The 24423-nt window shown below is 44.3% G+C and carries 18 protein-coding genes and 1 tRNA gene; 5 read left to right on the top strand and 14 right to left on the bottom strand.

What is annotated here, in order from left to right:
* Positions 1 to 370: 370 nt before the first annotated feature.
* Positions 371 to 3898, top strand: coding sequence for a chromosome segregation protein SMC (gene smc, locus AAE02nite_RS25130; RefSeq protein ID WP_146905259.1), 3528 nt, complete (start codon positions 371 to 373; stop codon positions 3896 to 3898).
* A gap of 174 nt (positions 3899 to 4072) precedes the next feature.
* Here smc and AAE02nite_RS25135 read toward each other — a convergent pair whose 3' ends face one another.
* The 5 genes from AAE02nite_RS25135 to AAE02nite_RS25155 form a co-directional block, all read right to left on the bottom strand.
* Entirely contained in the window at positions 4073 to 4621 is a 549-nt protein-coding gene (locus AAE02nite_RS25135) for a 1-acyl-sn-glycerol-3-phosphate acyltransferase (RefSeq protein ID WP_174762009.1), read from the bottom strand.
* Between the two features lie 106 nt (positions 4622 to 4727).
* Positions 4728 to 5411, bottom strand: coding sequence for a hypothetical protein (locus tag AAE02nite_RS25140; protein WP_146905262.1), 684 nt, complete (start codon positions 5409 to 5411; stop codon positions 4728 to 4730).
* 82 nt (positions 5412 to 5493) lie between these two features.
* Positions 5494 to 6273 (bottom strand): patatin-like phospholipase family protein, encoded by a 780-nt coding sequence (locus tag AAE02nite_RS25145; protein ID WP_246151248.1) that lies wholly within the window; start codon positions 6271 to 6273, stop codon positions 5494 to 5496.
* Positions 6274 to 7119 carry an MBL fold metallo-hydrolase gene (locus AAE02nite_RS25150; RefSeq protein WP_146905265.1) on the bottom strand — a complete coding sequence of 282 codons (846 nt, stop codon included), beginning with the start codon at positions 7117 to 7119 and terminating at the stop codon, positions 6274 to 6276.
* A 284-nt stretch (positions 7120 to 7403) separates the two neighbouring features.
* Positions 7404 to 8354 (bottom strand): acetyl-CoA carboxylase carboxyltransferase subunit alpha, encoded by a 951-nt coding sequence (locus AAE02nite_RS25155; protein ID WP_146905268.1) that lies wholly within the window; start codon positions 8352 to 8354, stop codon positions 7404 to 7406.
* Between the two features lie 241 nt (positions 8355 to 8595).
* On the opposite strand from AAE02nite_RS25155, the gene AAE02nite_RS25160 reads away from it, so the two are divergent.
* Positions 8596 to 8669, top strand: a tRNA-Asp gene (locus tag AAE02nite_RS25160).
* 273 nt (positions 8670 to 8942) lie between these two features.
* Here AAE02nite_RS25160 and AAE02nite_RS25165 read toward each other — a convergent pair.
* The 3 genes from AAE02nite_RS25165 to AAE02nite_RS25175 form a co-directional block, all read right to left on the bottom strand.
* The gene (locus tag AAE02nite_RS25165) at positions 8943 to 9314 is read right to left on the bottom strand and encodes a helix-turn-helix domain-containing protein (protein ID WP_246151249.1); all 372 of its coding nucleotides are present in this window, start codon (positions 9312 to 9314) and stop codon (positions 8943 to 8945) included.
* 61 nt (positions 9315 to 9375) lie between these two features.
* The gene (locus AAE02nite_RS25170) at positions 9376 to 9708 is read right to left on the bottom strand and encodes a type II toxin-antitoxin system RelE/ParE family toxin (protein ID WP_146905272.1); all 333 of its coding nucleotides are present in this window, start codon (positions 9706 to 9708) and stop codon (positions 9376 to 9378) included.
* Positions 9709 to 10124: 416 nt separating this feature from the next.
* Positions 10125 to 10583 carry a hypothetical protein gene (locus AAE02nite_RS25175; RefSeq protein WP_146905275.1) on the bottom strand — a complete coding sequence of 153 codons (459 nt, stop codon included), beginning with the start codon at positions 10581 to 10583 and terminating at the stop codon, positions 10125 to 10127.
* 234 nt (positions 10584 to 10817) lie between these two features.
* Here AAE02nite_RS25175 and AAE02nite_RS25180 point away from each other — a divergent pair, with 234 nt between their 5' ends.
* The 3 genes from AAE02nite_RS25180 (at position 10818) to AAE02nite_RS25190 (ending at position 13625) form a co-directional block, all read left to right on the top strand.
* Complete coding sequence (locus AAE02nite_RS25180; protein ID WP_146905278.1) at positions 10818 to 11879, top strand: sensor histidine kinase; 1062 nt, start codon at positions 10818 to 10820, stop codon at positions 11877 to 11879.
* A gap of 24 nt (positions 11880 to 11903) precedes the next feature.
* A complete protein-coding gene (locus tag AAE02nite_RS25185; protein WP_146905283.1) occupies positions 11904 to 12608 on the top strand; it encodes a LytR/AlgR family response regulator transcription factor in 705 nt (234 codons plus the stop codon).
* A 498-nt stretch (positions 12609 to 13106) separates the two neighbouring features.
* Positions 13107 to 13625, top strand: coding sequence for a lipocalin-like domain-containing protein (locus AAE02nite_RS25190; protein WP_146905286.1), 519 nt, complete (start codon positions 13107 to 13109; stop codon positions 13623 to 13625).
* Positions 13626 to 14243: 618 nt separating this feature from the next.
* Here AAE02nite_RS25190 and AAE02nite_RS25195 read toward each other — a convergent pair.
* The 6 genes from AAE02nite_RS25195 to AAE02nite_RS25220 form a co-directional block, all read right to left on the bottom strand.
* The gene (locus AAE02nite_RS25195) at positions 14244 to 16571 is read right to left on the bottom strand and encodes a DUF5703 domain-containing protein (protein ID WP_146905289.1); all 2328 of its coding nucleotides are present in this window, start codon (positions 16569 to 16571) and stop codon (positions 14244 to 14246) included.
* Positions 16572 to 16757: 186 nt separating this feature from the next.
* Positions 16758 to 18188 (bottom strand): arabinose isomerase, encoded by a 1431-nt coding sequence (locus tag AAE02nite_RS25200; protein WP_146905293.1) that lies wholly within the window; start codon positions 18186 to 18188, stop codon positions 16758 to 16760.
* A gap of 101 nt (positions 18189 to 18289) precedes the next feature.
* Positions 18290 to 19306 (bottom strand): zinc-binding alcohol dehydrogenase family protein, encoded by a 1017-nt coding sequence (locus AAE02nite_RS25205; RefSeq protein ID WP_146905296.1) that lies wholly within the window; start codon positions 19304 to 19306, stop codon positions 18290 to 18292.
* Between the two features lie 44 nt (positions 19307 to 19350).
* Positions 19351 to 20784: a glycoside hydrolase family 28 protein gene (locus AAE02nite_RS25210; RefSeq protein WP_146905300.1), complete on the bottom strand. Its 1434-nt coding sequence runs from the start codon at positions 20782 to 20784 to the stop codon at positions 19351 to 19353.
* A 255-nt stretch (positions 20785 to 21039) separates the two neighbouring features.
* Positions 21040 to 22776 carry a glycoside hydrolase family protein gene (locus tag AAE02nite_RS25215; protein ID WP_174762011.1) on the bottom strand — a complete coding sequence of 579 codons (1737 nt, stop codon included), beginning with the start codon at positions 22774 to 22776 and terminating at the stop codon, positions 21040 to 21042.
* 12 nt (positions 22777 to 22788) lie between these two features.
* Positions 22789 to 24204 carry an alpha-L-fucosidase gene (locus AAE02nite_RS25220; protein WP_170252690.1) on the bottom strand — a complete coding sequence of 472 codons (1416 nt, stop codon included), beginning with the start codon at positions 24202 to 24204 and terminating at the stop codon, positions 22789 to 22791.
* Positions 24205 to 24423: the final 219 nt, after the last annotated feature.

The following is a 24423-nucleotide window of genomic DNA, read 5'->3' on the forward strand; positions in this document are numbered from 1 at the left end:
TTCTATATAAACACACTACTGGTGTTTATATACCCAATATGAGGTTATAAATGCACCTAAACTAATGAATATACTATATATAAAGACAGGAATAAAGAAAAATATTTCATTTTTTTGCAGGCTATTTTTGGGTGACAAAAAATAAAATTCTTGCGAAAGCATTAATCTAGCACTATAAGCCTGCCTAATTTCAGGTAATTAGAACCAACCCCTCGGAACTGCTTCTGATTTATTATTGTCTAAAATTTTACCTCCTGCTACTGCCGGTAACCGTTCACCTGGATTTAGGAGCAATCAACGGTTAACTTAGTTACTGTGGCGGAAAATATGTATTTTTGTAGGGTAGATTGGTAAGTACGGCTTTAGATTAATGCAAGTATCCAGATTAGAAATTAAAGGTTTTAAAAGCTTCGGCGATAAGGTTGTTATTAACTTCGACGAAGGTATTACGGGTATTGTGGGGCCCAACGGCTGCGGCAAATCCAATATTGTGGATGCCATCCGGTGGGTGCTGGGCGAGCAAAAAACCCGGAATCTCCGCTCCGAAAAAATGGAGAACGTTATTTTTAACGGCTCTAAAAACCGCAAGCCCCAGCAACTGGCCGAGGTTTCAATAACCTTTAACAATACCAAAGGCATTTTGCCCAGCGCTTATTCCGAAGTAATTGTTACCCGCAAATATTTCCGGACCGGCGACAGCGAGTACCAGCTCAACGGTATTCCCTGTCGCCTGAAAGACATCAACGAGTTATTTCTCGACACCGGTATCGGCTCCGATAGCTACGCCATTATCGAGCTGAAAATGGTGGACGAAATATTAAACGACAAGGAAAACTCCCGGCGTTTGTTATTTGAAGAGGCAGCCGGTATTTCTAAGTTTAAGGTGCGCAAAAAGCAAACGCTTAAAAAACTGGAAGAAACCGATGCCGACCTGGAGCGCCTCGAAGACGTATTATTTGAGATTGCCAAAAACCTGAAATCGTTGGAGCGGCAGGCCAAGTTGTGCGAGAAATATTTCAGCCTGAAAGAAGAACACAAAACCCTTAGCCTGGAATACGCCCGCCGTAATATTGCCCATCACCAAACCACGCTGGCTACCCTGGAAGGAAACCTGCAACAGGAAACCGAACTAAAGAAAACTTTAGCCGAGCACCTGGAAGCGCTGGAAGAAGAACTCGCCGGCCACAAAACGGCTGCCAACGATTTGCAGGAACAGCTTACCGCTCAACAGAAAGTAGCCAACGAGAAAACCTATAACATCCGGCAACTCGAAAACGAAATTAAGCTAAAATCTGAGCGGACGAACTATTTAAAAGAACGTATCGGCATGCTGCGGCAGCAGATTAGCCAGGAAAACATGGCCCTGGAACAAACCCAGGAAACCATTGGCCAGTTGCAGCAGGATATTATTTCTATTCAGCAGGAATACGTTGAATCGGAACAGCAGGTAAGTTTGTTGCGGCAGGAAATAGAACAAGCCAACGCCCATAAAGCTGATTTACAAAAATCATCGGCCGAAGTGGTAAACCAGCAACGCGAAAAACAGCATAGCCTTTACCAGGTACGTAAAGATATAGAAGTTACCCAGGTACAGGTGGTAAACTTAACTTCGGAACTGGAACGCTTAACGGCTCAAAAGCAAAATGAAGCCGAATACGCCGATAAATATCTGGCTGACATGGCTGAACGGGAAGAAATATTGCTCGAACAGCAATCCGAACTGGATTTGTTGGTGCAGCAGGAAAACGAATTACAAGCCCGGCTGGAACAAACCGAAGTAGACTTGCAATTATCACGCACCAGCCTGACTGAGCTAAACCGGAAGATTGACGCCAAGCGTAACCAGTACAACCTGACCAAATCGTTGGTAGATAACCTGGAAGGTTTTCCGGACGCAATTAAATTTTTATATAAATCTAAAACCTGGGAAAAGCCGGCCCCGCTCCTTTCGGACGTTATCGTTTGCCAGCAGGAATACAAATCGCTGATTGAAAGTTACCTTGAGCCCTACATGAATTTTTTTGTGGTAGATACCACCGAAGATGCCGTGGAGGCCATTAAGTTGCTGAACAACCAGAACAAAGGCCGGGCTAACTTTATTGTGCTGGCCGAACTCGAAGATTTGGATACCGGTCCTACCCTTTCTTCGGCCAAACTAAAAGCAGCTTACGAAGTGGTAACCACTACGGAGCGTTACGAAAAGCTGCGGCAATATATCTTGAACGAAGTTTACATTTCGCAGGAACTACCCGCCGATTTTTTCAGCGGTGACCACCGCACCTTTATCTTGCGCGATGGCTCGGTTATTAAAAAGCCGCTGAGTATTTCGGGTGGCTCGGTGGGCCTGTTCGACGGTAACCGCATTGGTCGGAAACAAAACCTCGACAACCTGGCCCAGGAACTCGAAACCTTGGTAAAAGAAGCCGAAACGCTAAAAATTAAAATAAATACCCAGCAACAGGTTATCCAAAACCTGAAAGGAGAAACCCGTCAGCAGGTTATAAAAGAAACCGAGCGGATTATCTCTGCGCAGCAGCAGGAATTAATGGGTATCCGCATCCGGCACGAGCAACACGCTTTATCGCAGCAAACCAACCACAACAAAGAGGCTGAACTGACCGAACGGCTGGAAGATTTGCGCTATAAAAGCTATGAACTGGTACCCCAGGCCGAAATGCTGCAACAAGACTTGCAGCGCATTGAATCGGAATTAAGCTCCTATAACGATTTACTGAGCCGGCACAACGATCTGATTCAGAAGGTAAACCAGGTATTTAACGAAGAAAACATCCAGTACCACCAGTTGAAAAACCGGCTGACCAGCGTGCAGCAGGAAATTAATTACCGGCAAAAATCTTTGGAAACCGGCCATATGCGTCAGCAAGCCCAGCAAGATGAATTATTACGCGCCGAAGACGAAATTATAGCGGCCGAAGAATACGTACTGGATAACACCGAAACCCTGAACCAATTATTAGCCGAGCGTAAATTATTAACCGAAGAGCTGGATAAACTGGAAAAAGACTTTTTCAGTTTGCGCGGCGAAATTGACAGCAAAGACAAAACCATCCGGGAAATTCAGCGCAAACGCCAAAACGCCGACGAGGTACTTATTTCGATGCAGCAGGCTATTTCGGATTCTAAAATAAAGCTGGTAGCCATACAAGAAAGGTTAGCAGCCGAGTTTAATATTACCGAAGAAGACCTAACCCAACTACCCTCGCAGCCGCTCGAACACAGCAACGAAGAACTCAGCAGCCAGATAAACAGCATTAAAACCCGCCTCGACAACATGGGTCCGGTAAACCCTATGGCGGCCGAAGCTTACGAAGAAATAAGCCAGCGCGATAAATTTATTAAAGAGCAGAAAGCTGATTTGATAAATGCGAAAAATACCCTATTGCAAACCATCAGCGAGATAGACCAGGTAGCCAAAGATAAGTTTCTGGAATCGTTTGAAATGATAAAGGAAAACTTTACCCGGGTATTCCGCTCACTTTTTTCCGATGAAGATACCTGCGATTTGGTAATAGCCGATATGAACAACCCATTGGAATCGAAGATTGAAATTATGGCCCGGCCCAAAGGCAAACGTCCTTTAACTATTAACCAGCTTTCCGGCGGCGAAAAAACCTTAACCGCTATTTCGCTGCTTTTTGCCATTTACCTGTTAAAACCGGCGCCTTTCTGTATTTTCGATGAAGTAGATGCTCCACTGGACGATGCCAATATTGATAAGTTTAACAATATTGTAAAAACCTTTTCCAACGATTCGCAATTTATTGTGGTTACCCACAACAAACGCACTATGGCCTCTACCGATGTAATTTACGGCATTACCATGTTGGAACCCGGCGTCTCCCGCGTTATTCCTGTAGATTTGAGGCAACTGGCGTAGAGTCGTTGTTCGTTAATCGTTATTCGTTGTCCGATTTCTAAAATAAAAAGGAGCCCAGTACTTGGCTCCTTTTTTATAGCTTTCTCTTTAGAATAGATTTTTACTATACAGTTTTAGGAAGAATTAGGTCCAAAATATTAGTAAAACCCGAATAACGATTAACGAACAACGAATCTACCGTACGCCTTGCTCAGGATACTTGCCTTTTTTGGTGCGATAAAAATCTTTTATCTTTTCAATATCGCCTTCAACGTCACCGGTCGGGTAAAAAATGGGACCAACTCCGGCTTCTTTTTTGGGGTAATCGAGGTAACCCAAGATAATGGGAACTTTCGCTTCTAAGGCCGTATAGTAAAAACCTTTGCGCCAGCGGGGCTGGTATTTGCGGGTACCTTCGGGTGTAATCATAATTACCATTCGCTCCGAATTATTCAGAATATTCACCATAGAGCTAACCAGGCTATTGTTACGGGAACGATCGACGGGCAAGGCGCCCATTTTTTTTAACAGCCAGCCCAGCGGGCCCACCATAGCTTCCTTTTTAATAGTATACCGCACGTCCACATCCATCAGGTAAAAAGCACAGCGGGCAAATAAAAAGTCCCAGTTGCTGGTATGCGGCGCCGCAATCATCATGCTTTTCTTCAGGTCCGGTGGAATATGCCCGGCCACGTGCCAGCCATAAATCTTGAATATTATTCTGGATAAAAATTTCGCTATCATGAGGCAAAGGTACAAGATTCGCCAGAAGAGAAAAAGCCAGCTTCAAACTTCTGAAGCTGGCTTCCTTAAAATATTGTCAGGTATTTTATTACAGTTAGTTTTATTATTAGTCGGGTCTCCGACCTCTAATGGGGTTAGGCAGCATCATGGTTTGTCTTAGGAAAAACACCTGCACCGATAACCGTATCTCCGGCCCGTACTCCGACCGGTAATTATCGCTGTTCTTCTTGGCTCCGAAATTTTGCCGGTCGTACCGGAATAACAACATGGGTTCTATGGCAATTTGTTTATTGCGCAGCCAGTAGTTCTGGCGGCCGATGTCGCCCAGAAAATAGGTGTACCCAACGCCGGCTTCGCCCCGGAATAAATTAGATTGCGAAATGCGGAAGATGTTATTGGCCCCCCAGCCCCCGCTAATCTCCCCAAATATTCCGTTATCCAGATAACCTCTTACAAAAGGACCTACCAACAAAATGGTCTGCCGCAGATCGTTGCTGGTAGAGTCGCTTTGCCGGTTATAATAGCTTAGATTGGCTTTGAGGCCGATGCCGATGTCTTCCCAGTTAAAGTAGCCTACTTTCAAATCGGTATTCACCCGTAAAATAGAACCTTTATCGGCCGACTGGTTAGGGGTTTGGTAGGTATAACCATTAAAAGAAGAACTAATGCCCCCGCCTATCATATAACTTCCTTTTAAAATATAGGCATTTACCAGGTGGCCCGAATTATTCTGGCTATAACTAAAATAACTTATAAAAAAGCAGGCGATAAAGGCTAATAATTTTTGCATTCTATTCCGTATCAGTATTGAAATATTAATTTTTTATTGCTTAATAATCTCACCCACAGCTGGTTTTCGGGCAATAACATTATCAGACATTTAAACGATGGCGTTCTAAAAGCGCTAATAAATTTTCGGATAATTCTATGGTATGCTCGTAACCTGCCTCAAACATTTCGCGGGCGTGTTTAATATCTAACAGGCGGTAATATTTTAGCGGCGGTGGCTCAATCAGAAAATCACAGGCTTGCATCCGCGGCGTTACATTGTTATTGATGGCCAGCTGACAGGTACGTTCCACCATATCTCTTAACGATTTCACATCGCGCTGGTGGTCTATCGGATTAACGTGTACGGCAATGGTAAAGTCGGCGTACCCAGCCAAACATTCTACCGGCAAATTATTGATTAAGCCGCCATCTACGAGCAAATGCCCCTGGTAACTAACTGGCTGGCACAAAAAAGGCAAAGCCGAAGACGCCACCAAAGGTTTAATCAGTTCACCTTCGGAAAAATAAACACTGGTGCCGCGGTTAATATCAGTCGCGCTGATAATAACTTTGGGATTGAGATCGGCAAACGTTTTATTTTCGAGTACCGGTTTAAAAGTTTCTTCGAGTTTGCTCAGGTTAATCAGGCCGTAGCGGCTAAATCCCGGCCGAATCAGGCGCATAAATTTAACTTCGGTAACCCGCTCAAATATTTCCTCAGGGCTCAGGCCAATACCATATAAAACAGCCGCAATGGCCCCGGAGCTGGTTCCCGATATTACCGCTAAAGGTAATTGTAATTCTGCCAAAGCTTTTAAAACGCCCAGGTGGGCGAAACTGCGGGCACCGCCCCCGGATAATGTAAGACCAATACGCATCATTTATAAAACGTCGGCAAGTAAAAAGCTATGGTCTAAACGTACGCCCCGGTCGGTATGTTTTACCGTACAGCATTCATGTTCCGGATCGTGTTCCAGAAAAAGAATATATTCCTGGTCGGCCGCTTCCTGCAAAAAAGTAGCTTTTTCGGCTAGGGTTAATAAAGGACGGGTATCGTAGCCCATTACGTAAGGCACGGGTAAATGACCAACCGAAGGTAATAAATCTGCCATATACACGATGGTTTTGCCCTTATAACGGATAACCGGCAGCATCATTTTATCGGTATGCCCATTTACATATATAATTTCGAACGGCAGGAAAGGCGAATCCGCGCCCGGCTGAATAAAGTGGAGCTGCCCGCTATCGACCAGGGGCTGAATATTTTCTTTCAGAAAGCTGGCTTTTTCGCGGGCATTGGGTTCGGTGGCCCATTTATAATGGTCGGGGTTGGTCCAGTACCGGGCATTTGGGAAAGCCAGTTCCAGGCGGGTACGGTCGGCATTATAGTTTACACTGCCCCCGCAATGGTCGAAATGCAGGTGCGTATGAAAAACATCGGTAATATCGGCCACCGAAAATCCGGCTTGCTGAATAGAACTGGTTAATGAATTTGGTCCATGCAGGTAGTAATAGCCGGCCATTTTGGGCTCCATCTTGGTTCCGATGCCGGTATCTATTAAAATTAATTTATTCGCATCCTGGATTAACAGGCAACGCATGGCCCAGGTACAAAGGTTATTTTCATCGGCGGGATTAGTTTTTTGCCAGATGCTTTTGGGTACCACGCCAAACATCGCTCCCCCATCCAATTTAAAGTACCCGGTATCTATCGAAAATAACTGCATAAGCTTTTTACTAGCCATTAAAGGTTATAAACCCTAGCAAGAACGATGAAAAGTAAAATATATTAGATAATATAGCAAAAAATATATTAAATAAAATTTATGTTAAATATAACTAATCCATTCTTGCTTGTTCAAAATGCTTCTAAATTAGAAAATTAGCCCCCTGAAAGCAGGTGTAAGTTTTACCAAAAAGCATAAAAAAACCCTGCATAGGTAGCAGGGTTTGTTATACGAAGTTTCTTAAAGATGCTTTAGAGTATGGCTTAAAAGAAAAGCGCTAAAAATTAAAGCTCCTGCACCACGCCCATCGACGAGAATTTGTCGATGCGCTGGCTAATGCGTTCCTGCACCGGTATCTGCTCCAGTTCGTCCAGGGTTTTCAGGATATGTTTGCGCATGGTGCTTATCATTTTGGCAGGTTCGGTGTGGGCGCCACCCAGGGGCTCTTTAATAATGCCGTCTATGAGTTTAAAATCCAGCATGTCTTTGGCCGTTACTTTCATGGCGTCGGCGGCTTGTTCTTTATAATCCCAGCTGCGCCACAGAATGGTTGAGCAGTTTTCCGGCGAAATAACCGAATACCAGGTGTTTTCCAGCATGTGTACCCGGTCGCCGATTGCTATGCCGAGGGCACCACCAGAAGCGCCTTCGCCAATTACAATGCAAATAACCGGTACTTTCAGCATAAACATTTCTTTCAGGTTGCGGGCAATCGCCTCGCCCTGACCCCGTTCTTCGGCTTCCATCCCGGGGAAAGCACCCGGCGTATCTATAAAAGTAACAATGGGCTTGTTAAACTTTTCGGCCATTTTCATTAACCGCAAAGCTTTCCGGTAACCTTCGGGGTTGGGCATACCGAAATTGCGGAGCTGCCGTTGTTTGGTATTGCGTCCTTTCTGCTGCCCGATAAACATAACGGTGCGCCCGTCCATTTCGCCAAAACCACCTACCATGGCTTTGTCATCTCGCACGTTGCGGTCGCCGTGCAACTCAATAAACTTGGTGGTTAGGCCTTCTATGTAATCTAAAGTATAGGGCCGGTCGGCGTGGCGAGATAGCTGCACCCGCTGCCACCGGGTTAAATTGGCGTAAGTTTCTTTTTTAAGCTGCTTTATTTTTTCTTCTAAAGCTTTTACGGCTTCCGATACATCCACCTGACTGTCTTCGGCCAGTTTTTTCATTTCGCGAAGCTTGCCTTCCAAAGCCGCAATGGGCTGTTCAAAATCTAGAAGCATAAAAATACGATAGGTTAATAGTAGGTGCAAAGTTAAACGTTTATCAGAATTAAAAGTATGTAGGTAGGCCACAAAATAAAGTTAAAAATTATGTGACTGATTATCTATCTTTTACAATATAGTCTTAAAATTATTTGCGAAAATATTACCCCGGCACTTGCATCGTATATATTAACCCTCTACATTTGCATCACTTTAAAGGAACAACGCAGCACAGCGGCGGGAATTTAAAGAAAAAAATGGTCCGGTAGTTCAGTTGGTTAGAATGCCGCCCTGTCACGGCGGAGGTCGCGGGTTCGAGTCCCGTCCGGACCGCAAAAAGCCTCTCAGTTTATTCTGAGAGGCTTTTTTGTTTTTGGGACGTTCAGCAGACTGGTTGCTGGAGCGTGAGCTCGTTCCAAGAGTCAGGAATTTGCCGGCTCACGTTTTTTGAACAAGGCGTTGCTTGTTTTTAATCTGGATGATAAAATTGTACATGGTGCTTTGAGATTACAGAGCAAAGGAACCAGGTGCGGCATTTGCCGGAAAGGACATAAAAAAAGCCCCACATTGCTGCGGGGCTTAGTTTTTAAAAATTAAGTTTCTTTTTTATATGTGGATTGAGGTATTCTCAGGTGTATCCATTTCTATTTTCAGCGAAACATTTGCATTTAACGCTTTGAATACTTTTACAAGGGTTCCTACAGTTACATTAGTGTCGCCTTTTTCTAGGCGAGAAATTTGCGCTTTCTTCACCCCAATCATGGCACCCAGCTGGTCTTGGGTTAAATCTTTAGCCTTACGTAGTTTTTTTATTTGTTCGCAGGCTAAATCCAATTCTAATACTGATTCGAAGCGTTCTCTTTCGGGGGTACCTTTTTCTCCGTAGTACCTGGTTTTAATATCTTCGGACGAAAATCTCTTTTTTGGTGGGGTTACTGACTTTAGTTCTTTTGCAATTGACTCGTTCATATTCATCATTATTGATAGTTAAGTGGTAATTAGTTCGGCGGCAGTAATTGGTTGTATAGGTGATGGTCAATTACCCACCCCCATAAAATTTCCTTAATTTTTCGGCTCTATCTATTTCTTGTTTTGGTGTAGCATTTTGTTTTTTCTGAAACCCATTTATACAAATTATTAATGATTTTTCCTCTTTACTGTAAAAGGCAAATAACCTATACCAAGTGTTATCTGCTGACATTCTGAATTCGTAAAGGTTCTTTTGCCCCCTTAGCTTTTTGAACCAAGGGCCTTCTATCCCTTGCTCCGTTCGGTTTATAAGCACGAACAGCTTTTCTCTGGTTTGGTGACTTAAGGAATCAAGAAACTCTATTGCTTCTTCCTCATACTCTACTCGTTGGATGTTCTTCATAGGCGGATAATCTTTTATTACATACTACAAATATAAATAAAAGTTTACATATAACGAAACTTTACAAAATAAATATTAAAAAAGCCTCGCAATGCTGCAAGGCTTGTTGTATCCCGTAAGGGAGTTAAATGTCTGATAATATTAAGTAATTTGCTTATATTCTGTCATGCTAACAAACATATCTTTTAAGTTGTATAAAAAACTAAGGATATTTTTGACATCATCTTGTATCAGGGCATTAGCCGCTGGATAAATAAATACAACCAGAAGCCCCATCAGGGAATTAACCGAATTAAGCCAGCCAACCTATACCAAATGGCAGCTTAATTCAACTAAAACAGTAGACTTAGTGGTCTAAATGAATCGAGGTATTATAGTTCCGTTTATATTTTCTTTCACCGATAAAGCATTACTATTTAAAACCTAACCATAGAAAGCATTTCACCTTTCGGGAGCTCTCGGGCAGTATAAACCAGGCTGAGCGCCTGATTGGCATGGGTTCTTTCTAATTGCCGTAGTTCTTTTACGGGTACTATCATTTTTAAATCCTCACCGGTGGCATCGGCAAATACCCATTTCTTCAATATATTACCCTGCTCATCCTGGAGCGAAAGGCTCCTGCTGGTGCCGGCACCGTTTTTTATGGTACAATGGTTATACTGGATGCGCAGTTGGTCGGTTTCCTGGGCCGTATTCAGTTGGAGTACCCTTAAGCTCAAAGGCTGGTTTACCGTTTGCTTGAGGAGGAGTTTGTCGTTCAGATAAATAGAATAACTGTCCAAGCCGAACTTAGTCGTAAAACTGAAGGCAGTAAAGCCCAATGTTAGTAGCGTAAAGAGCATCATAAACGCCTGATTGAATTTCATCTTTTTCATAGTATTAATTATTAAGTGAATTATTTAAAATTCTTATCCTAATTTACCATAAGTGAATGGTAATCAAAAACTTAGTAGACCAACTACCAGAATAGTAGATATCGGGCAGTTTATGATTATATTCATCTATTATTTAAGTAGTTGGTCGACTTAATTTCTCCGCCAGCTGGCTTTTCGTTTCTTTTACCAGGAATAATTGAAGGCATACCGTTACCGCTCCTTTAATCAATATCGATGGATCTGCTGGATAAAACCATAAAGCTACCCTTTTCCAATCACCGCGTATCCCTGAAGTACGCCTTGGTTCATAGTGCCTATTGGGTCCTGATTACCGGATTCTTTATGTATGAGAAAAAATATCTCATCCAGAAGGCTAATCTGCCATATTTTATTATCTGTGTGGCGGGCCGGATTGGGCTCCTTATTTTAATTGCTTACCTGAACCTTCAGTACTTTTTACCCCGGTACCTATTGAAGAAGCATTACCTGGCCTATGTTATGGCGGTTATTTTTTCCGTATTTGGGTATTTGACCCTTCAAAGCTTATTTGATTATTATTTGTACGGGTATGTGGTGGGGCCGCTGCGAAACAGCCGTTTAATTGAAACTTTATCCTATAATTTTTTTAGCACTTTATGGTACCTCGGCTTAATGCTCGCGCTTAAATTAAGCCTGGACTGGTATGGGCAACAGCGCCTTATTCAGAAAATTAAGGTCGAAAAACTAAATGCGGAGGTTGATTTTCTGCGCGCACAAATAAATCCACATTTTTTATTTAACATCCTCAATAACCTTTATGCGCTAACGCTTAAAAAATCAGAACTGGCCCCGGAGGTTGTTCTTAAACTATCCGACATGATGGAATATATGTTGTATGATAGTACCGCGGAAAAGGTGCTGCTGGAGAAAGAAGTCGCCTACCTCCAAAACTATTTTGAACTGGAGCAACTCCGGTTAAGCGATAAGTCTCCGATAAGTTTGAATGTTAAGGCGGCCTTTGATGGGCAGGAAATTGCCCCCCTGCTATTGTTGCCCCTGGTAGAAAATGCTTATAAACATGGGCTTAACACCCAAAGTGAAAATGGCTGGCTTACCGTGAATATCGGCCTGCAGCAATCTACCCTGACAGCTGTGGTCGAAAATAAGAAATCGCCCGCCGTTAGAGAGAAAAGTAAAGGAGGCATTGGGCTCGGCAATTTACGCAAGCGTCTGGACCTACTTTATCCTTCGCGGCATTGCCTGGAGCTGGAAGATAAAAAAGATAGTTTCCGGGCCAGGTTGGTTATCCAACTTTAAATAACAAAATTAAAAAAGAAAACGATGTTACGGGTTGTGGTAGTAGATGATGAGCCGCTCGCGCTGGAAATATTGGCTGGCTACTTAAAAGAAACCGACAATATCCAGTCCGTAACTTTGTTTAGCAAGGCCCGGGAGGCTTTACAATATTTGGAAAGTCAGAATGCTGATTTATTGTTACTGGATATAGAAATGCCGGAAATGACTGGAATTAAGTTCCTGGAACAGCTATCCGATCCGCCCCTTACAATTTTTACCACTGCTTACCGGAACTATGCTTTTGAGGGATTTGAACTGGGCGTAATTGATTTTTTATTGAAGCCAATATCCTTCTCAAGGTTTTCAACTGCCATTGGTAAGGTTCAGGATTTTCTTGCGCTGAAACTACACGACACCCAGTTAGAGTCGGAGGAGCTGGCGCCGGAATTTGTTTTTATTAAAAGTGGGGTAAACCGGATTAAACTCCAGTTTAACGAGGTGACCCACATTCAGGGATTAAAAGATTATGCGATCATCCATACCGCAAAAGAAAAGATTGTTATTAAGGGATCTATAAAAATGGTGCAGGAAATGTTTCCTTTATCGCTTTTTATACGGGTCCATAAATCCTTTCTCGTCTTTCGAAAAGCTATTAAGCGCATCGAGCGTAACCGGATTGTGATGGGCAGCTTACAGATTCCAATCGGAAGAAATTACCGGGAAGGCGTTGAGAAAAGTCTAGGAATGTAAAATTTATAGCTACCCGACCCAGATGCTGGCAGGTAGACCGTCTTGCACCTTTGATAAGCTGCTTTGTAGGTAATCTTGCCGAATAATTTATGCATTAAGTTCCGGCTCTTTAAAATACCCTTGTATGATACAGCCTGCCTGCCGAATCACTCTTTGTTTATAAGATAATTTTTTACTTCCTGTCAGTTAATAGCCTCTTCTGATAAACCATCTAGTTTTCAGCTTATTATACTGGGCTCTTTAAAATGATAAAAAAAACTATCAATATCACGCAACAATTAAATATAGTTTAAAGTATATAGTAATATATAGTTTTATTAACTTGCACGTTATTAATAAAAGATAATACCTGCCAAATATGGCTTATTATTTAATAAGAATTTTAACCTAAAAGAAGCGAACTATTAAAATTATATAATGGAATTTGGCTTTAATATCCAGCCTACAGCCCCTATAAACAATAATTCATTAACTGATCAACTATAATTAATTTAAACCGTGAAACTTTTAAAACTTAACACCCTATCTCTTTTATTAGCACTCTCTACTTTTGTCTCTTGCGACGATAAAGATGAAATCAAGCCGCTTAGTCCTGAAAAAGAAGTCTTTATCGGGCATTGGCAACTAGCCCGTATAACTCAGGAAGGCACCGAATACGATGCTGTAAATGATAGCCGCATTATATTTGATAGAGGTGGTAGTAGTTTAGGTGATGGTACTTATGCCCTTAATTTATATTACCGAACAATAGACAAAACCGTGCCTTATGGCTATTCGAATGGCGGCACGTGGGCGTTAAAAGACACCGATAAAATAGTGCTAAATGGTGATGTGGATGCCCAATATCAGGTAAAAACCATCACAGCCGATGCCCTTACCATTGAGCGGCACGAAAAAGTGGTGAATGCCAAAGGCAGATTTATAATGAAACACCGTGAAAACGCCATAAACCCATACGATAGCGTTCATGTCATGACAGAGTCTCCGGTTGTGTACACCTTTGAAAAGAAAAAATAAAGAATTGGGTAGCAAACGGTACAGCCTTTACGGTAAAGACTTCTGATTAATTTTTAATAAATACCTTTCGCTGAGCTATTTACGGAGTAAACCGCCTTTCAGGTACAGGTAGATCAATATTTTTCATTCCTGGTTCTACGACGATGCGTATTTCCAACTATTGAATTAAATTTTATTGTTCAGAGTGCAAAAAGCCTTTCAGATTAGACTGAAGGGCTTTTTTGTTATACATGGATTATGTCCATGAGCAGCAGGTTTAATTCAAGCAAAATTTATTAGGACAAACAGAATACTATTAGTTGGTTGTCGCAATATTATTTAAAAGCTACTGTGTGCTTATCATTCAGCTTTTCTTAAAGCGCTACATGGCCTGCCACTTGCTCTGGATATTGGAATCGCGCCTACTAATACTGCTTAATAATTTCTGAAATTATATTATTATCATCAGTAATGAGATCGGCTAAGTAAATGGATGTTGGCTGTTTGTAAACTAATAAAGTCTACTTTTCTGTTTCCAAGGCCAAGCGCCGCAACCATTCTAATTGAAAAGAATTATAAATTAATACAAAAACAGGCGGATTTCACTTGTTGGTAGTCCCCCGATTTTGTTTGTTTGATTTATTCTTTCGGCAAAATAATATCCTTCCGGCGCTCCTTAGGCGTCACCTCTAAACTAATCAGTTTTCCATTTACGACCTTACCCGACACGACGGTTTTATAGGGGGCATGCAGCTTAAACTCAGCATTCCAATCTAGCGGCCAGGCAGGTAATAAATAAATTTTGCGGTTGTCGGTTTGCATTAGCATTTCCTGCACACCTATCATGCCGGAGCCACCCCAGTTATGGTCGGGTACGTAGTCGTGGCCGGGGCCCCAGAAGGCCGGAAAGCGACGGCCGGAATCTTGTAGTTTCTGGATGGTAATAGCGGCGGCTTCGGCGGTTAAACCCAGGCGGGCGCAAAAAATATTATCCTGGTGCCAGCTGGTGTAATTCCGGTTTTTTATGGCGTCGGTATCGTATTTCCAGGTGTTAACCGCTACTTCCAAATCGGGTTTGCCAATACCGTACATGCCGTACGGAAATACCGGATAAAGCTGGGGAATTTCGGTATTTTGCTTCCGCTCCCAGGTTTTGGCGGGCGCAATGGTTTTATGGCCTTGCATTTCCCGGAAACTCAGGGTTGGTACACGCTTTAACATTTCCTGCCAGCGGGCCCTCTTTTCGGTGGAGGCATAGGTAGCCGGTAATTCGAGTAAGCGCGATAGCACGGTTTGCATACCGGCAACCGTAGGCGCCGCATTATTGGCCATCTTAAAGGTTTCGGCGGCGGTACCGGGGTAAAGCACCAGGTGCCCGTTCTGGTCCAGCTTTTTGGCACCTCGCCGGCCAGCTAAATACTGATAATGCTCATCAAAAAAATTTACGCAGCTTTCGAGTAAAGGCAAGTATGGCGTAATGTCCTGTTGGGTAAATCGTTCCAGGTCCAGCACCATCAGGCAAATTTCCAGGGCCGTATCCCAATGGTATTCCAGCCAGGCATTGTGTTCCAGGCCCGGGTCAAAACCGGCCGGCCGGTCCAGGCCGTACTCGGCAAAATTGGGTAGTCCGAAGTTCTCGATTTGCTCGGTAAAGGAAGCGCCCGGGTGATTCCAGTAAACGTTGGTTCTGAGTTCGGCGTTGGGCAGCAGGCGGCGGTAAAACTGTAATTGCGGCGGCATTAAATCAAAATCGCCGCTTTTCAGCATGGGCCAGTAAACCAGGCGCTGGTTCTGGGCCGTAAAGGTGCCCCCTCCCCACTGCCGGTGATCCGGGCTGAACGGGTATTTGGCGTCCACAAAAACAGGGTCGTAAGTAAAAAGGCCACCGTTGAATTTAGTCGGATATTTTCCGTAGGCATTGCAGCCCAGCATGTATCGGAAAAGCTGATAGTTGCGGCCGACCTGCCAGGCGGCATCGGCCGAACTGGCGCTTTCGGTATTAATTAATACATAACTCCTATCCCAATATTGCCGCCACCATTTTTGAGTATTTCTAAAAGCGTTTTTTTTGCCGGCTTCTGCCTGCCTGATAATCTGGCGTAATCCGGCTTGCCATTCGGTTAATGTTGTGGCCTGATCTACGTGCAGGTACATTTGTAGTTGGTGGGTTCGGGCGGGCGTTTTGCTTTTTAATTTATAAGCAGTATAATCAGCCTGGCTGTATTTACCGGAACTGGTGCCGGCCCATACCATATTAGGCCCCCGCATGATGCCGCCGTAAGTTAAATTATGGAGCGGGTTAATTAATTGGCCTTTTACTTTTATTAAATGCTGCTGATTAACGGTTAAATCAAAAACAGTGGAGTCGCGGTTGCGGTGGTAAAACAAAATATCGTTTCCAAGCGGCTGCACCTCGTCTTTGTACTGTATAGCCTTTAGTTTAGACCATTTAAGGGAAGTAGCAAATTTTTCGCCGGCCAAGAGTTCCCGGTTCTGGGTGCGCCAGTTTTCGTAGCTGGCCTCAACCCTAATGGGTTGGCTGCTGTTTACTTCTACCTGCACCACCGGCCGGAAAACATCTACCCATACTTTTACCATCGTGGCCTGGCGGCCCTCGCCTCCCGTAATTTCTACGTAACCTTCTTTCAATTTTAACTCCTGCCGGAATTTGGCACCGGCGGTAAATGGGTTGGGCTGCAGGTTTAACCGAACCCGGCCCAGTTTAGGAAAAAGGTTATTTTCGTCGAAGGTGCCACTACGGGACAGGTAGAACAATATTTCGCCGTTTTCAACCCACACGTTTAAGCCAATATCGCCACCGCCACAAGGCATCGATTCGCTGCTGTTCTGGCTTTGGCTATTCCAAATTATATTATACGGATTCAGGTTCGGCGACTGCGCCTTACCGGCATGCGGAGCAAGAAAGGGGATAAAGAGCAGGAAGAAGATAACGAAGGGTTTAGACATGCTTGCTCTTGGCGGGCTTACTTGTTTTTAAATTGAAAGTATTAAACCAGCGCTATTTTTTTAACGGGTTTTCTTCGGAGGAAGCCAGTGCCTCCCGGAAGTTTATATTTTCTTTATTATAATAATATCAGATGCATTACTAAACTAGCCAGCAAATGCATTCTGACTCTAAAAAACTATCTGTTTTCAACAAACTTTCACCACTTCCATATTCAACAACTCACCCAGCTTTTGAATTTTAGAACTGATGTGGCCTACGCCAACGGCGCAGTGGTGGGCTGGGCCGTGAATATTCCAGTTGTTCATAAACTGGCGGGCGCCGATAGAAAATTTGTAGCGGCTGTTGGTATTACCAATTTCCAGAATCGGCCCTGGCACCGATTCGCCCTCGGCTACGAGCAGCATCAGTTTGCCATCGGCTTTCTGCACCACCGAGAGCAAGGTAACCGGGCCGTTTTTCACCGACATTTCCACGGATAAGCCCCTTCCTACTTTGCCGTGGTACACGTACAAGGGCCGTACTTTGGTTTTCCCTTCGGCAATGGCAATATGCCCGGGTCCGTCGTGGCCCATCAGTACCACATCCTCGTTATAATCCATGGCGTAATATTCCGTGAAAGAGCCGCCCACGCCAAAGCTGTCCATTATTTTCATGGCTTGGGCATTCTTAATTTCGTATTCGCCGGCAACGGGTACGCCGTTGGCCGTTAATAAAGAATTGCCTAAAATAATAGAGCTGATGGTATCTTCATTATCGGAATTGCCGGTGCCTTTGTAAAAGTAAGCCATAGAGCCGAGCTGGTATTTTTGTACCAAACAGTCGAGGGCCACCGACGTGCGGGCTGCCCGCTGTAGTTCTTCTTCCGAAGCGTCCGGCTGCACCTCAAATACTTCTTTAAAATGAGCCACGCGCTCATTTATTGCTACGTCGGTTACCTCCTTCCGCAGCATAGCCAACTCGTCTACTTCAATAATTTCGATGTGCCCGCCAAAGTGGGCGTACTGTTGGGTGAGGTCGGAATATATATCGAGCATACCGCTGTAGTAATGGCCCAAGCAGCCCAGCCGGTTATGAAACATAATATTGGCTACGCGGGCGGCTTCTACCCATTCGGTTACTTCGGTCCAGCATTCTTCGTCCTGGTGCAGCATGCCGGTAATCTGGTGAAATTTAATACCCGCCCGGTTAAAAACATTGGCAATTTCGGGTACCGGACAAGCCGAACAATAGGCCAGCCATTCGCCCGTCATCCGGGTACGATCGTTCATTTTATTAAAAGTGGCATAATCAATGGCGGCTTCGGGCGCTAAGTTTAAAATTATAACCGGCACCTTGGCTCGCTGCACCACTGGCAACACCGTCGACGATAATGCATAGGTAGAAACGTACAGGAAAATTAAATCTACATCGGCGCGCCGGAATGCATGGCCGGCCGCAAAAGCCTTTTCGGGCGTATCGATTAAGCCCAGGTTAATAATATCCGGATGCACGGCGGCCAGTTTATCGTTTACGACCGCTAAATAACCTTCCAGCCGCTCCTTTAAACCGGTAAATTGCTCCCAGTAAGCTTCTAAGCCAATGCCAAAAAGACCAATCCTTAGGGCTGATGTTTGCATGTTTTTATTGCTCCGTTTCGCCCGAAACTAACTTGTTATTTTTAAGAAAAAAATAAATATTGGATATACCTGAATTTCAGGGGTGGCTTTCAAAAAAGGACTCACTCCACTTCTACCATGGCTTTTATTACGCCGGTTGCCGGATTGAGCCATCTTTCGAATTCGGTTTTTACCTGGTCGAAGAAAACCCGGTGGGTAATGTAGGTGGCCGGATTTACCAACCTTTTTTTCATCGAGGCAATTACCAGTTCAAAATCCTGACGGGTGGCATTACGGCTGCTCATTAAAGTGGCTTCGCGTTTATGGAATTCCGGATGGCTGAAGCTGATTTCGCCTTTTTGCAAGCCAATTAACACAAACCGGGCACCATGTGCCATGTATTTAAAAGCGCCGTTAATGGCTTTTTGGTTACCGGTCGCATCTATAACCACGGTCGGCATGTCGCCATTGGTAATCTCGGCAAGTTTTTCGCTAACGTTTGCGTCAAGGGCATTAATCGTGTAGGGTATTTGCAGCTTATCCTGGCAAAACTGCAGGCGGGCTTCGTTAATATCCATGGCAATCACTTTTCCACCGGCAATGCGGGCAAATTCCATGGTGCCCAAACCAATGGGTCCAGCCCCAATCACCAATACAAATTCGCCGGGCTGTACCGCTGCCCGCCGCACCCCGTGCGCTCCTACGGCCAGGGGCTCTATTAATGCCAGTTCATCGAAACTTAAACCCTCACCGTGCACCAAAGAATAAGTTGGCACCGATAAATATTCGACCATACCGCCGTGGGTATGTACGCCACAAACTTTTATAGAAGTACAGCAGTTTGGTTTGCCCGAACGGCAGGCAATGCAGGTGCCGCAATTAAAATAAGGAATAAAGGTAACGGCTTCTCCTATAGCAAAACCTTCGGCGCCATCAAATTCCACCAGTTCACCCGCCAACTCGTGCCCTAATATGCGCGGATACTCAAAGTAAGGCTGCGTACCTTCATAAGCATGTAAATCGGTACCGCAAATGCCAATGCGCTTTATTTTTATAATAGCATTCCCTTCGGTTAATACTGGGCTTTCTTCCTGGCTGTATTCGAACTGCCCGGGAGAGGTACAAACTAATGTTTTCATCTTAATTTTTTATCTGGTGCGCTGGCAAATTTGCTAAACGTTTTTTACTTGATTGGTCCGGGAATATGAATTTTATTTTGCACTTCTAAAAATTCAAAAGACTGGCCGGCAGTTTTTACCTCCACATTTTTTAATACCAGGTTATCGACGTACTGGAAACGGGCACCATTTTTAGCTTCGATAGAGATATTCTCCATTATAATATTTTCGGCGTGCGCCAAGGGCCAGCCCAGAAAACTAATGGCCTTACCCGATTGGCTGGCTTTTACCTGCCGAATAGTAATATTCCGGTACCTGGGCGTGGCCGCGACAAAAGGTACTTTAATTTTTTGCCATTCATCAATGTAATCATCTCCGTTTACCTCGCGCAAAGCATAATCTATTACCGTACCTACTTTTTCCATTTCCCAGTTTTCGTGGGTAATATTTTCGATTACCCCACCCCTACCCGGCCTAGGTTTAAATTTAATGGGCGCTTTATTCCCCATGGCTTTACAATTGCGCACAAATACATTTTTAATGCCGCCGGCCGTTTCGGTACCAATGGAAACGCCGCCGTGACCTTCCAGGAAAGTGCAGTCTTCTATCACCACATTCTCCGTCGGAATATTTACCCGTAAGCCATCCGAGCCGCGACCGGACTTAACCGCTATACAATCATCATCCACCGAAATAATGCAGTTGCGGATGAATATATCCCGGCTGGAATCCACGTCAATGCCGTCGGTACTAGCGGCTTTTTTACCATCTTCCAGTACCGGGTTGAAAATATTTAAATCAGTTAGTTGAATATTCTGGCTGTAACAGATATGCACCGTCCAGAAGCCTGAATTTTGCAGCCGCAAACCAGAAATTTCCGAATCGGTTACCTTATCGAAGAGAATTAGGCGAGGACGCGGAACGTGCCAGTCAATTAAGTCGCCGGGTACGGTTTTGACCAGCACCGCTCGTTTTTGCCAGTACGGTTCCCACCAATAGTAACCCGAACCATCGATGGTGCCTTCCCCGGAAATTTTAATATTATTAGCATTTAGGGCATTGATAAACGCCGAAGGCCAGTTCATGTGAATACCGGCAATGCGGGTATTTTTAAGCTCCGGAAAGTTCTCCAGGCCCGCTACCGCCCGCAATTTGGCTTCTTTGTCTAGCTTTAAATGCACGTTACTTTTCAGAAACAGCGCCCCCGAGGAATAAACACCCTTCGGAATCAGCACAATACCACCACCCGCTTTATAGCATTCATCTAACGCCCGCTGAATGGCCTTGGTATTTACCGTTACCGAATCGCCAACCGCACCAAACTTAGTTACATCAAATATTTGGAGTTCATCTTGCTTTTTAACCGCATGCGAGGTTAGTGATTTACCACAGGAAGTCAGCAATAAACTCCAAATAATAATTACAAAATACCACTTATAAAAAGCCTTGTTAGCTGGTATTATCCCGTTAATTGAAAATATTGGCGGTAGTTGTGGCATTTTAATAAGTGAGTTTTTATTTAAACAAGGGGGGCTGACAAATTTATTCGCTGAGTTTACCCCAAAATCTTTCAATTACTTTGTAAAATTTTTGATCTCACCTCTGTCATTCAGGAGGAGCCTATTTATTTACTTGCTAAATAAATAGGCTCCTCCTGAATGACAGGATTGGAATGCTTTGGCTTTCTTAAATTTCCAATTAATAATATTTATCTAAAGTGAATTTTTGATTTTAATATTACCTAAAACCGCTATTTACTTTTTAGCTTGATTCTGAGCACCGGTTAGAATGGCCGTTTTTTCCAGCTCCTGTTTTTTCATATCTAACACGGCCGGGTTAAGTTTAACCTGCACCATGCCCATCGGGTGATAACGACGTTTTAAATCAATGGCTGCGTAAACAATGGTATAAACATTGTTGCCTTCCGGGATTAAACCTAAAGGCGTGCGCATAATGTCCCACCACTTTTTAACTTTTGTTTCAATCGGCAAATACCGGGCCTCCGACCAGGTATACCCATCTTTGGATAAGGAGTAGCCCATCATATTGGGTAAATGGTGGCCCCAACCATCCGGACCGCCATCGAAAACGGCAATATACAGGCCGTTGGGCAGTTTACTAACAATGGGATTCTCAATAAACCAGGGGTGCATAGAGGTTACCGGGTTTACGGTGGAATCCAGGCGGGTCCAGGGGCCTTCCATTTTATCGGCTTTAGCCAACCCAATAAACCAGCCTTTGCCCGTTTTTTTGGGGTAGTCGGCCCAGGTTTTAAACGGATAAGCGCCACTGTAAAAGCCCAGCCATTCTTCGCCTACTTTGTAAGGAAAAAATGAAGCTACCCCCTGACGGCCTTCCCAGGGCTGCGAATCCAAACCAGGCTCCATAATAATACCTTTATCGGTGTAAGGACCGCCAATGCCATCTATTCCGGGTATGGTTGATTCGGCCCGCCAGATGCGCCCGAAAGAATGGTTGGGTTCTATTTCTTTGTGTACCGTGTAAGCCAAATAATAACCATACCAGCGGTTGGCTTCTTCGTTAAAGATGGGCATATACGACCAGATAGCGCCGCGCCGGTCGTTCATCGGATTATCGTCTTCGGTGAGGGCGTAGGTGCCGCTGGCCTGGTAAATGGTAGATTGGCGGGTCCAGTTAATGGCATCGGGGCTGGTCCAGTGGCCGATGCGGGTTTTCACCCGGTCGTAATAAGCTTCCACTTCTTTTTCGCCGGCGCGCTCCGTCGGGAACATGTGGTAAGTACCTTTAATTTTTACCATGGCACCGCCTTCAAAACCACCCTGTATGCCTTCGGTGCCCGGCATGCCTTCTTCCACTACGGGTTTATCGGGTCCGCCTACAATATCGAAAAGTGGTTTATTGTCGTAAAATCCTTCCACTATAAAAGGCTCCCACCCCCGCCCATCGGGTAAGCCGGCATTCCGGAAAGTTAAAGGCTGATTAGCTTTTACCACTCCGAGCACTGTAAAAAGCCCGCTACCAGCGGGATTAATGGTATGGGTACCGGCCGGGTAAGCTACGGCATAAACTTTTACCGATGGCAACCCAGTTACCGTTAAAGCGCTATCCAGTACCAGTTGAGCACCCGAACCAGGCTGCCGGAAGGTCTTAGCTTTATCCTGGAAAAATCCCAGCAGCAATTTTACCGGCTCCTTAAACTTTAATTTCAAGGGTTGATCTTCGCCTTTTTCGTAAAACCCGGCTGGCATTTTAACCCCAGTTAAACCATTTAATTCCGGGGCTACGCGCACAATACAGTTTTTTTGGCCAGCAAAAAGGTGGCCCATATCAGCAGTTTTAAAAGCAGGATAACCCGGCGTTCTAATCTGAAAAGTAGCGGCAGGCCAAGTGGCCTTAACTTGCTGCACTTGGTTAAGCGGCACAGCAGCTATAGCCTTCTTTACCGGAATAAAGGTAACAACTGCTGCCGCTAAACCAATTAAAAAGGTAAAACCAGAATATTTTTTCATAGTGTATTTTGACTATTGGAGCTCGATGCGGAATACTTGGGCACTTTCGGAAGGCACCCTGGCTTTTTGCGGAATGGTCAGGACTAAGCCTTGGGCAGAAAGGTTAAACGGGCATTCTTCCAGGCTTTTCAATCCTAACAATTTAACTGATTTTACCTGGCCTTTTAAACTATTGTTAGTGAGTTGGGCTAAGGTAACTTGGGTATCTTTGGTTACTTTATCGCCAATTATTTCGGCGGGCCAATCCAGGAAAATAGCGTAAATCGTGTTGCCTTTGCGGGTATAATGCACCCGTTTGCCGCCCGCCGTAGTTTCCCCGGCTACGCTGAACGGCCGGGTCTCGTAAATACTTTCGCCAAAGGTCCAGAGCCAGCGGCCGATTTTAGTAACTACCTGCTGCTGGTCTTCCGGGAAAGTACCATCGGCTTTCGGCGACAGGTTTAATAGCAACTGACCATTCTTGCTTACTACCTCAATTAATTTCTGAATAATATCTTTATCGGTCCGGATTTCCATGCCTTCGGTATAACCCCAGGAAAAAGAAAAACCAGTCCCAATCGAATAATCACTTAAAAAAGGTTTAGCCATGATATCCGCTGGGTTGGAATTCTCGTGGTCTTCCATGGCCACGCCTTCCGGAATATCATCTCCTTTGTAAGTTACCGTTACGGGCTGATTGCGCTTTTGCGATTCGTTAAAATAATGCGCCAGGTACGTCCGAAGTTTATCATTATCTACCTGTTCCAGCCAGGCATCGTGGTAAATAATATCGGGGTGGTATTTGTTTACGACTTCCAATGATTTATCTAACCACATTTGCTGCCATTCTTTGGCGGGCATCGGCGAGCCGTACAATTTGGCGTATTGCGGATCGGCGGCTTCCCAACCGGGTTTAACTTTCACGTTGGTGTAGTTCAGTTCGTGGTGCAGCGAGGTAAAAAATTTCATACCGCGTTTCCGGATGGCTTTCTCCAACTCCCCTACTACATCGCGCTTCGGCCCCATGTCCTTGGCATTGAAAGGGGTTACGTCGCTGTCCCACATGGCAAAACCATCGTGGTGCTCAGCCACCGGACCGGCAAAGCGGGCGCCGCCTTTCAAAAATAAATCGGCCCATTCGTCAGCGTTAAATTTTTCGCCTTTAAACTGCGGAATAAAATCGTGGTAACCGAACTCTGAAAGCGGACCGTAAAGCGCCACGTGCCGTTTGTGGGTGCCCAGTTTGCCGTAGTCGGCTTCGTTGTGCATGTGCTGGATGTAATGCTCGTTGTTGTAAGCCGGCACCGCGTATACACCCCAGTGGGCATAAATACCAAATTTAGCATCCCGAATCCAGTCCGGGACTTCCTGGTGCTTTTCCAGCGATTTCCAATCAGCTTTGTAAGTAATATTTTTTTGAGGAAATGCAGGCAAGGCAAAAACAAACATTAATAAAAATGTTTTTAGGAGCCTCAAAACAAAAGCATAGGAAGGGAGCAACTTCTGGTGATTTAACATTAATAATTAATTAAGTTCTGCGTTTAAGCTTGACTAATAGTTTCAGCCTCAGTATAAAATTTAAATATAAATAAATATTTTAAATATAAATAATTAAAATGTTAATTAAAAAAAAAGCTTACTTCCTTCGATTATTTAGTTAAGACAGAA

The organism is Adhaeribacter aerolatus, assembly GCF_007991635.1.
GTDB classification, from domain to species: Bacteria; Bacteroidota; Bacteroidia; order Cytophagales; family Hymenobacteraceae; genus Adhaeribacter; species Adhaeribacter aerolatus.

Bases quoted from the DNA above. Each gene is read 5' to 3' on its own strand.
- smc (WP_146905259.1), top strand. From the start codon at position 371: ATGCAAGTATCCAGATTAGAAATTAAAGGTTTTAAAAGCTTCGGCGAT.
- AAE02nite_RS25135 (WP_174762009.1), bottom strand. From the start codon at position 4,621: ATGATAGCGAAATTTTTATCCAGAATAATATTCAAGATTTATGGCTGG.
- AAE02nite_RS25140 (WP_146905262.1), bottom strand. From the start codon at position 5,411: ATGCAAAAATTATTAGCCTTTATCGCCTGCTTTTTTATAAGTTATTTT.
- AAE02nite_RS25145 (WP_246151248.1), bottom strand. From the start codon at position 6,273: ATGATGCGTATTGGTCTTACATTATCCGGGGGCGGTGCCCGCAGTTTC.
- AAE02nite_RS25150 (WP_146905265.1), bottom strand. From the start codon at position 7,119: ATGCAGTTATTTTCGATAGATACCGGGTACTTTAAATTGGATGGGGGA.
- AAE02nite_RS25155 (WP_146905268.1), bottom strand. From the start codon at position 8,354: ATGCTTCTAGATTTTGAACAGCCCATTGCGGCTTTGGAAGGCAAGCTT.
- AAE02nite_RS25165 (WP_246151249.1), bottom strand. From the start codon at position 9,314: ATGATGAATATGAACGAGTCAATTGCAAAAGAACTAAAGTCAGTAACC.
- AAE02nite_RS25170 (WP_146905272.1), bottom strand. From the start codon at position 9,708: ATGAAGAACATCCAACGAGTAGAGTATGAGGAAGAAGCAATAGAGTTT.
- AAE02nite_RS25175 (WP_146905275.1), bottom strand. From the start codon at position 10,583: ATGAAAAAGATGAAATTCAATCAGGCGTTTATGATGCTCTTTACGCTA.
- AAE02nite_RS25180 (WP_146905278.1), top strand. From the start codon at position 10,818: ATGGATCTGCTGGATAAAACCATAAAGCTACCCTTTTCCAATCACCGC.
- AAE02nite_RS25185 (WP_146905283.1), top strand. From the start codon at position 11,904: ATGTTACGGGTTGTGGTAGTAGATGATGAGCCGCTCGCGCTGGAAATA.
- AAE02nite_RS25195 (WP_146905289.1), bottom strand. From the start codon at position 16,571: ATGTCTAAACCCTTCGTTATCTTCTTCCTGCTCTTTATCCCCTTTCTT.
- AAE02nite_RS25200 (WP_146905293.1), bottom strand. From the start codon at position 18,188: ATGCAAACATCAGCCCTAAGGATTGGTCTTTTTGGCATTGGCTTAGAA.
- AAE02nite_RS25205 (WP_146905296.1), bottom strand. From the start codon at position 19,306: ATGAAAACATTAGTTTGTACCTCTCCCGGGCAGTTCGAATACAGCCAG.
- AAE02nite_RS25210 (WP_146905300.1), bottom strand. From the start codon at position 20,784: ATGCCACAACTACCGCCAATATTTTCAATTAACGGGATAATACCAGCT.
- AAE02nite_RS25215 (WP_174762011.1), bottom strand. From the start codon at position 22,776: ATGAAAAAATATTCTGGTTTTACCTTTTTAATTGGTTTAGCGGCAGCA.
- AAE02nite_RS25220 (WP_170252690.1), bottom strand. From the start codon at position 24,204: ATGTTTGTTTTTGCCTTGCCTGCATTTCCTCAAAAAAATATTACTTAC.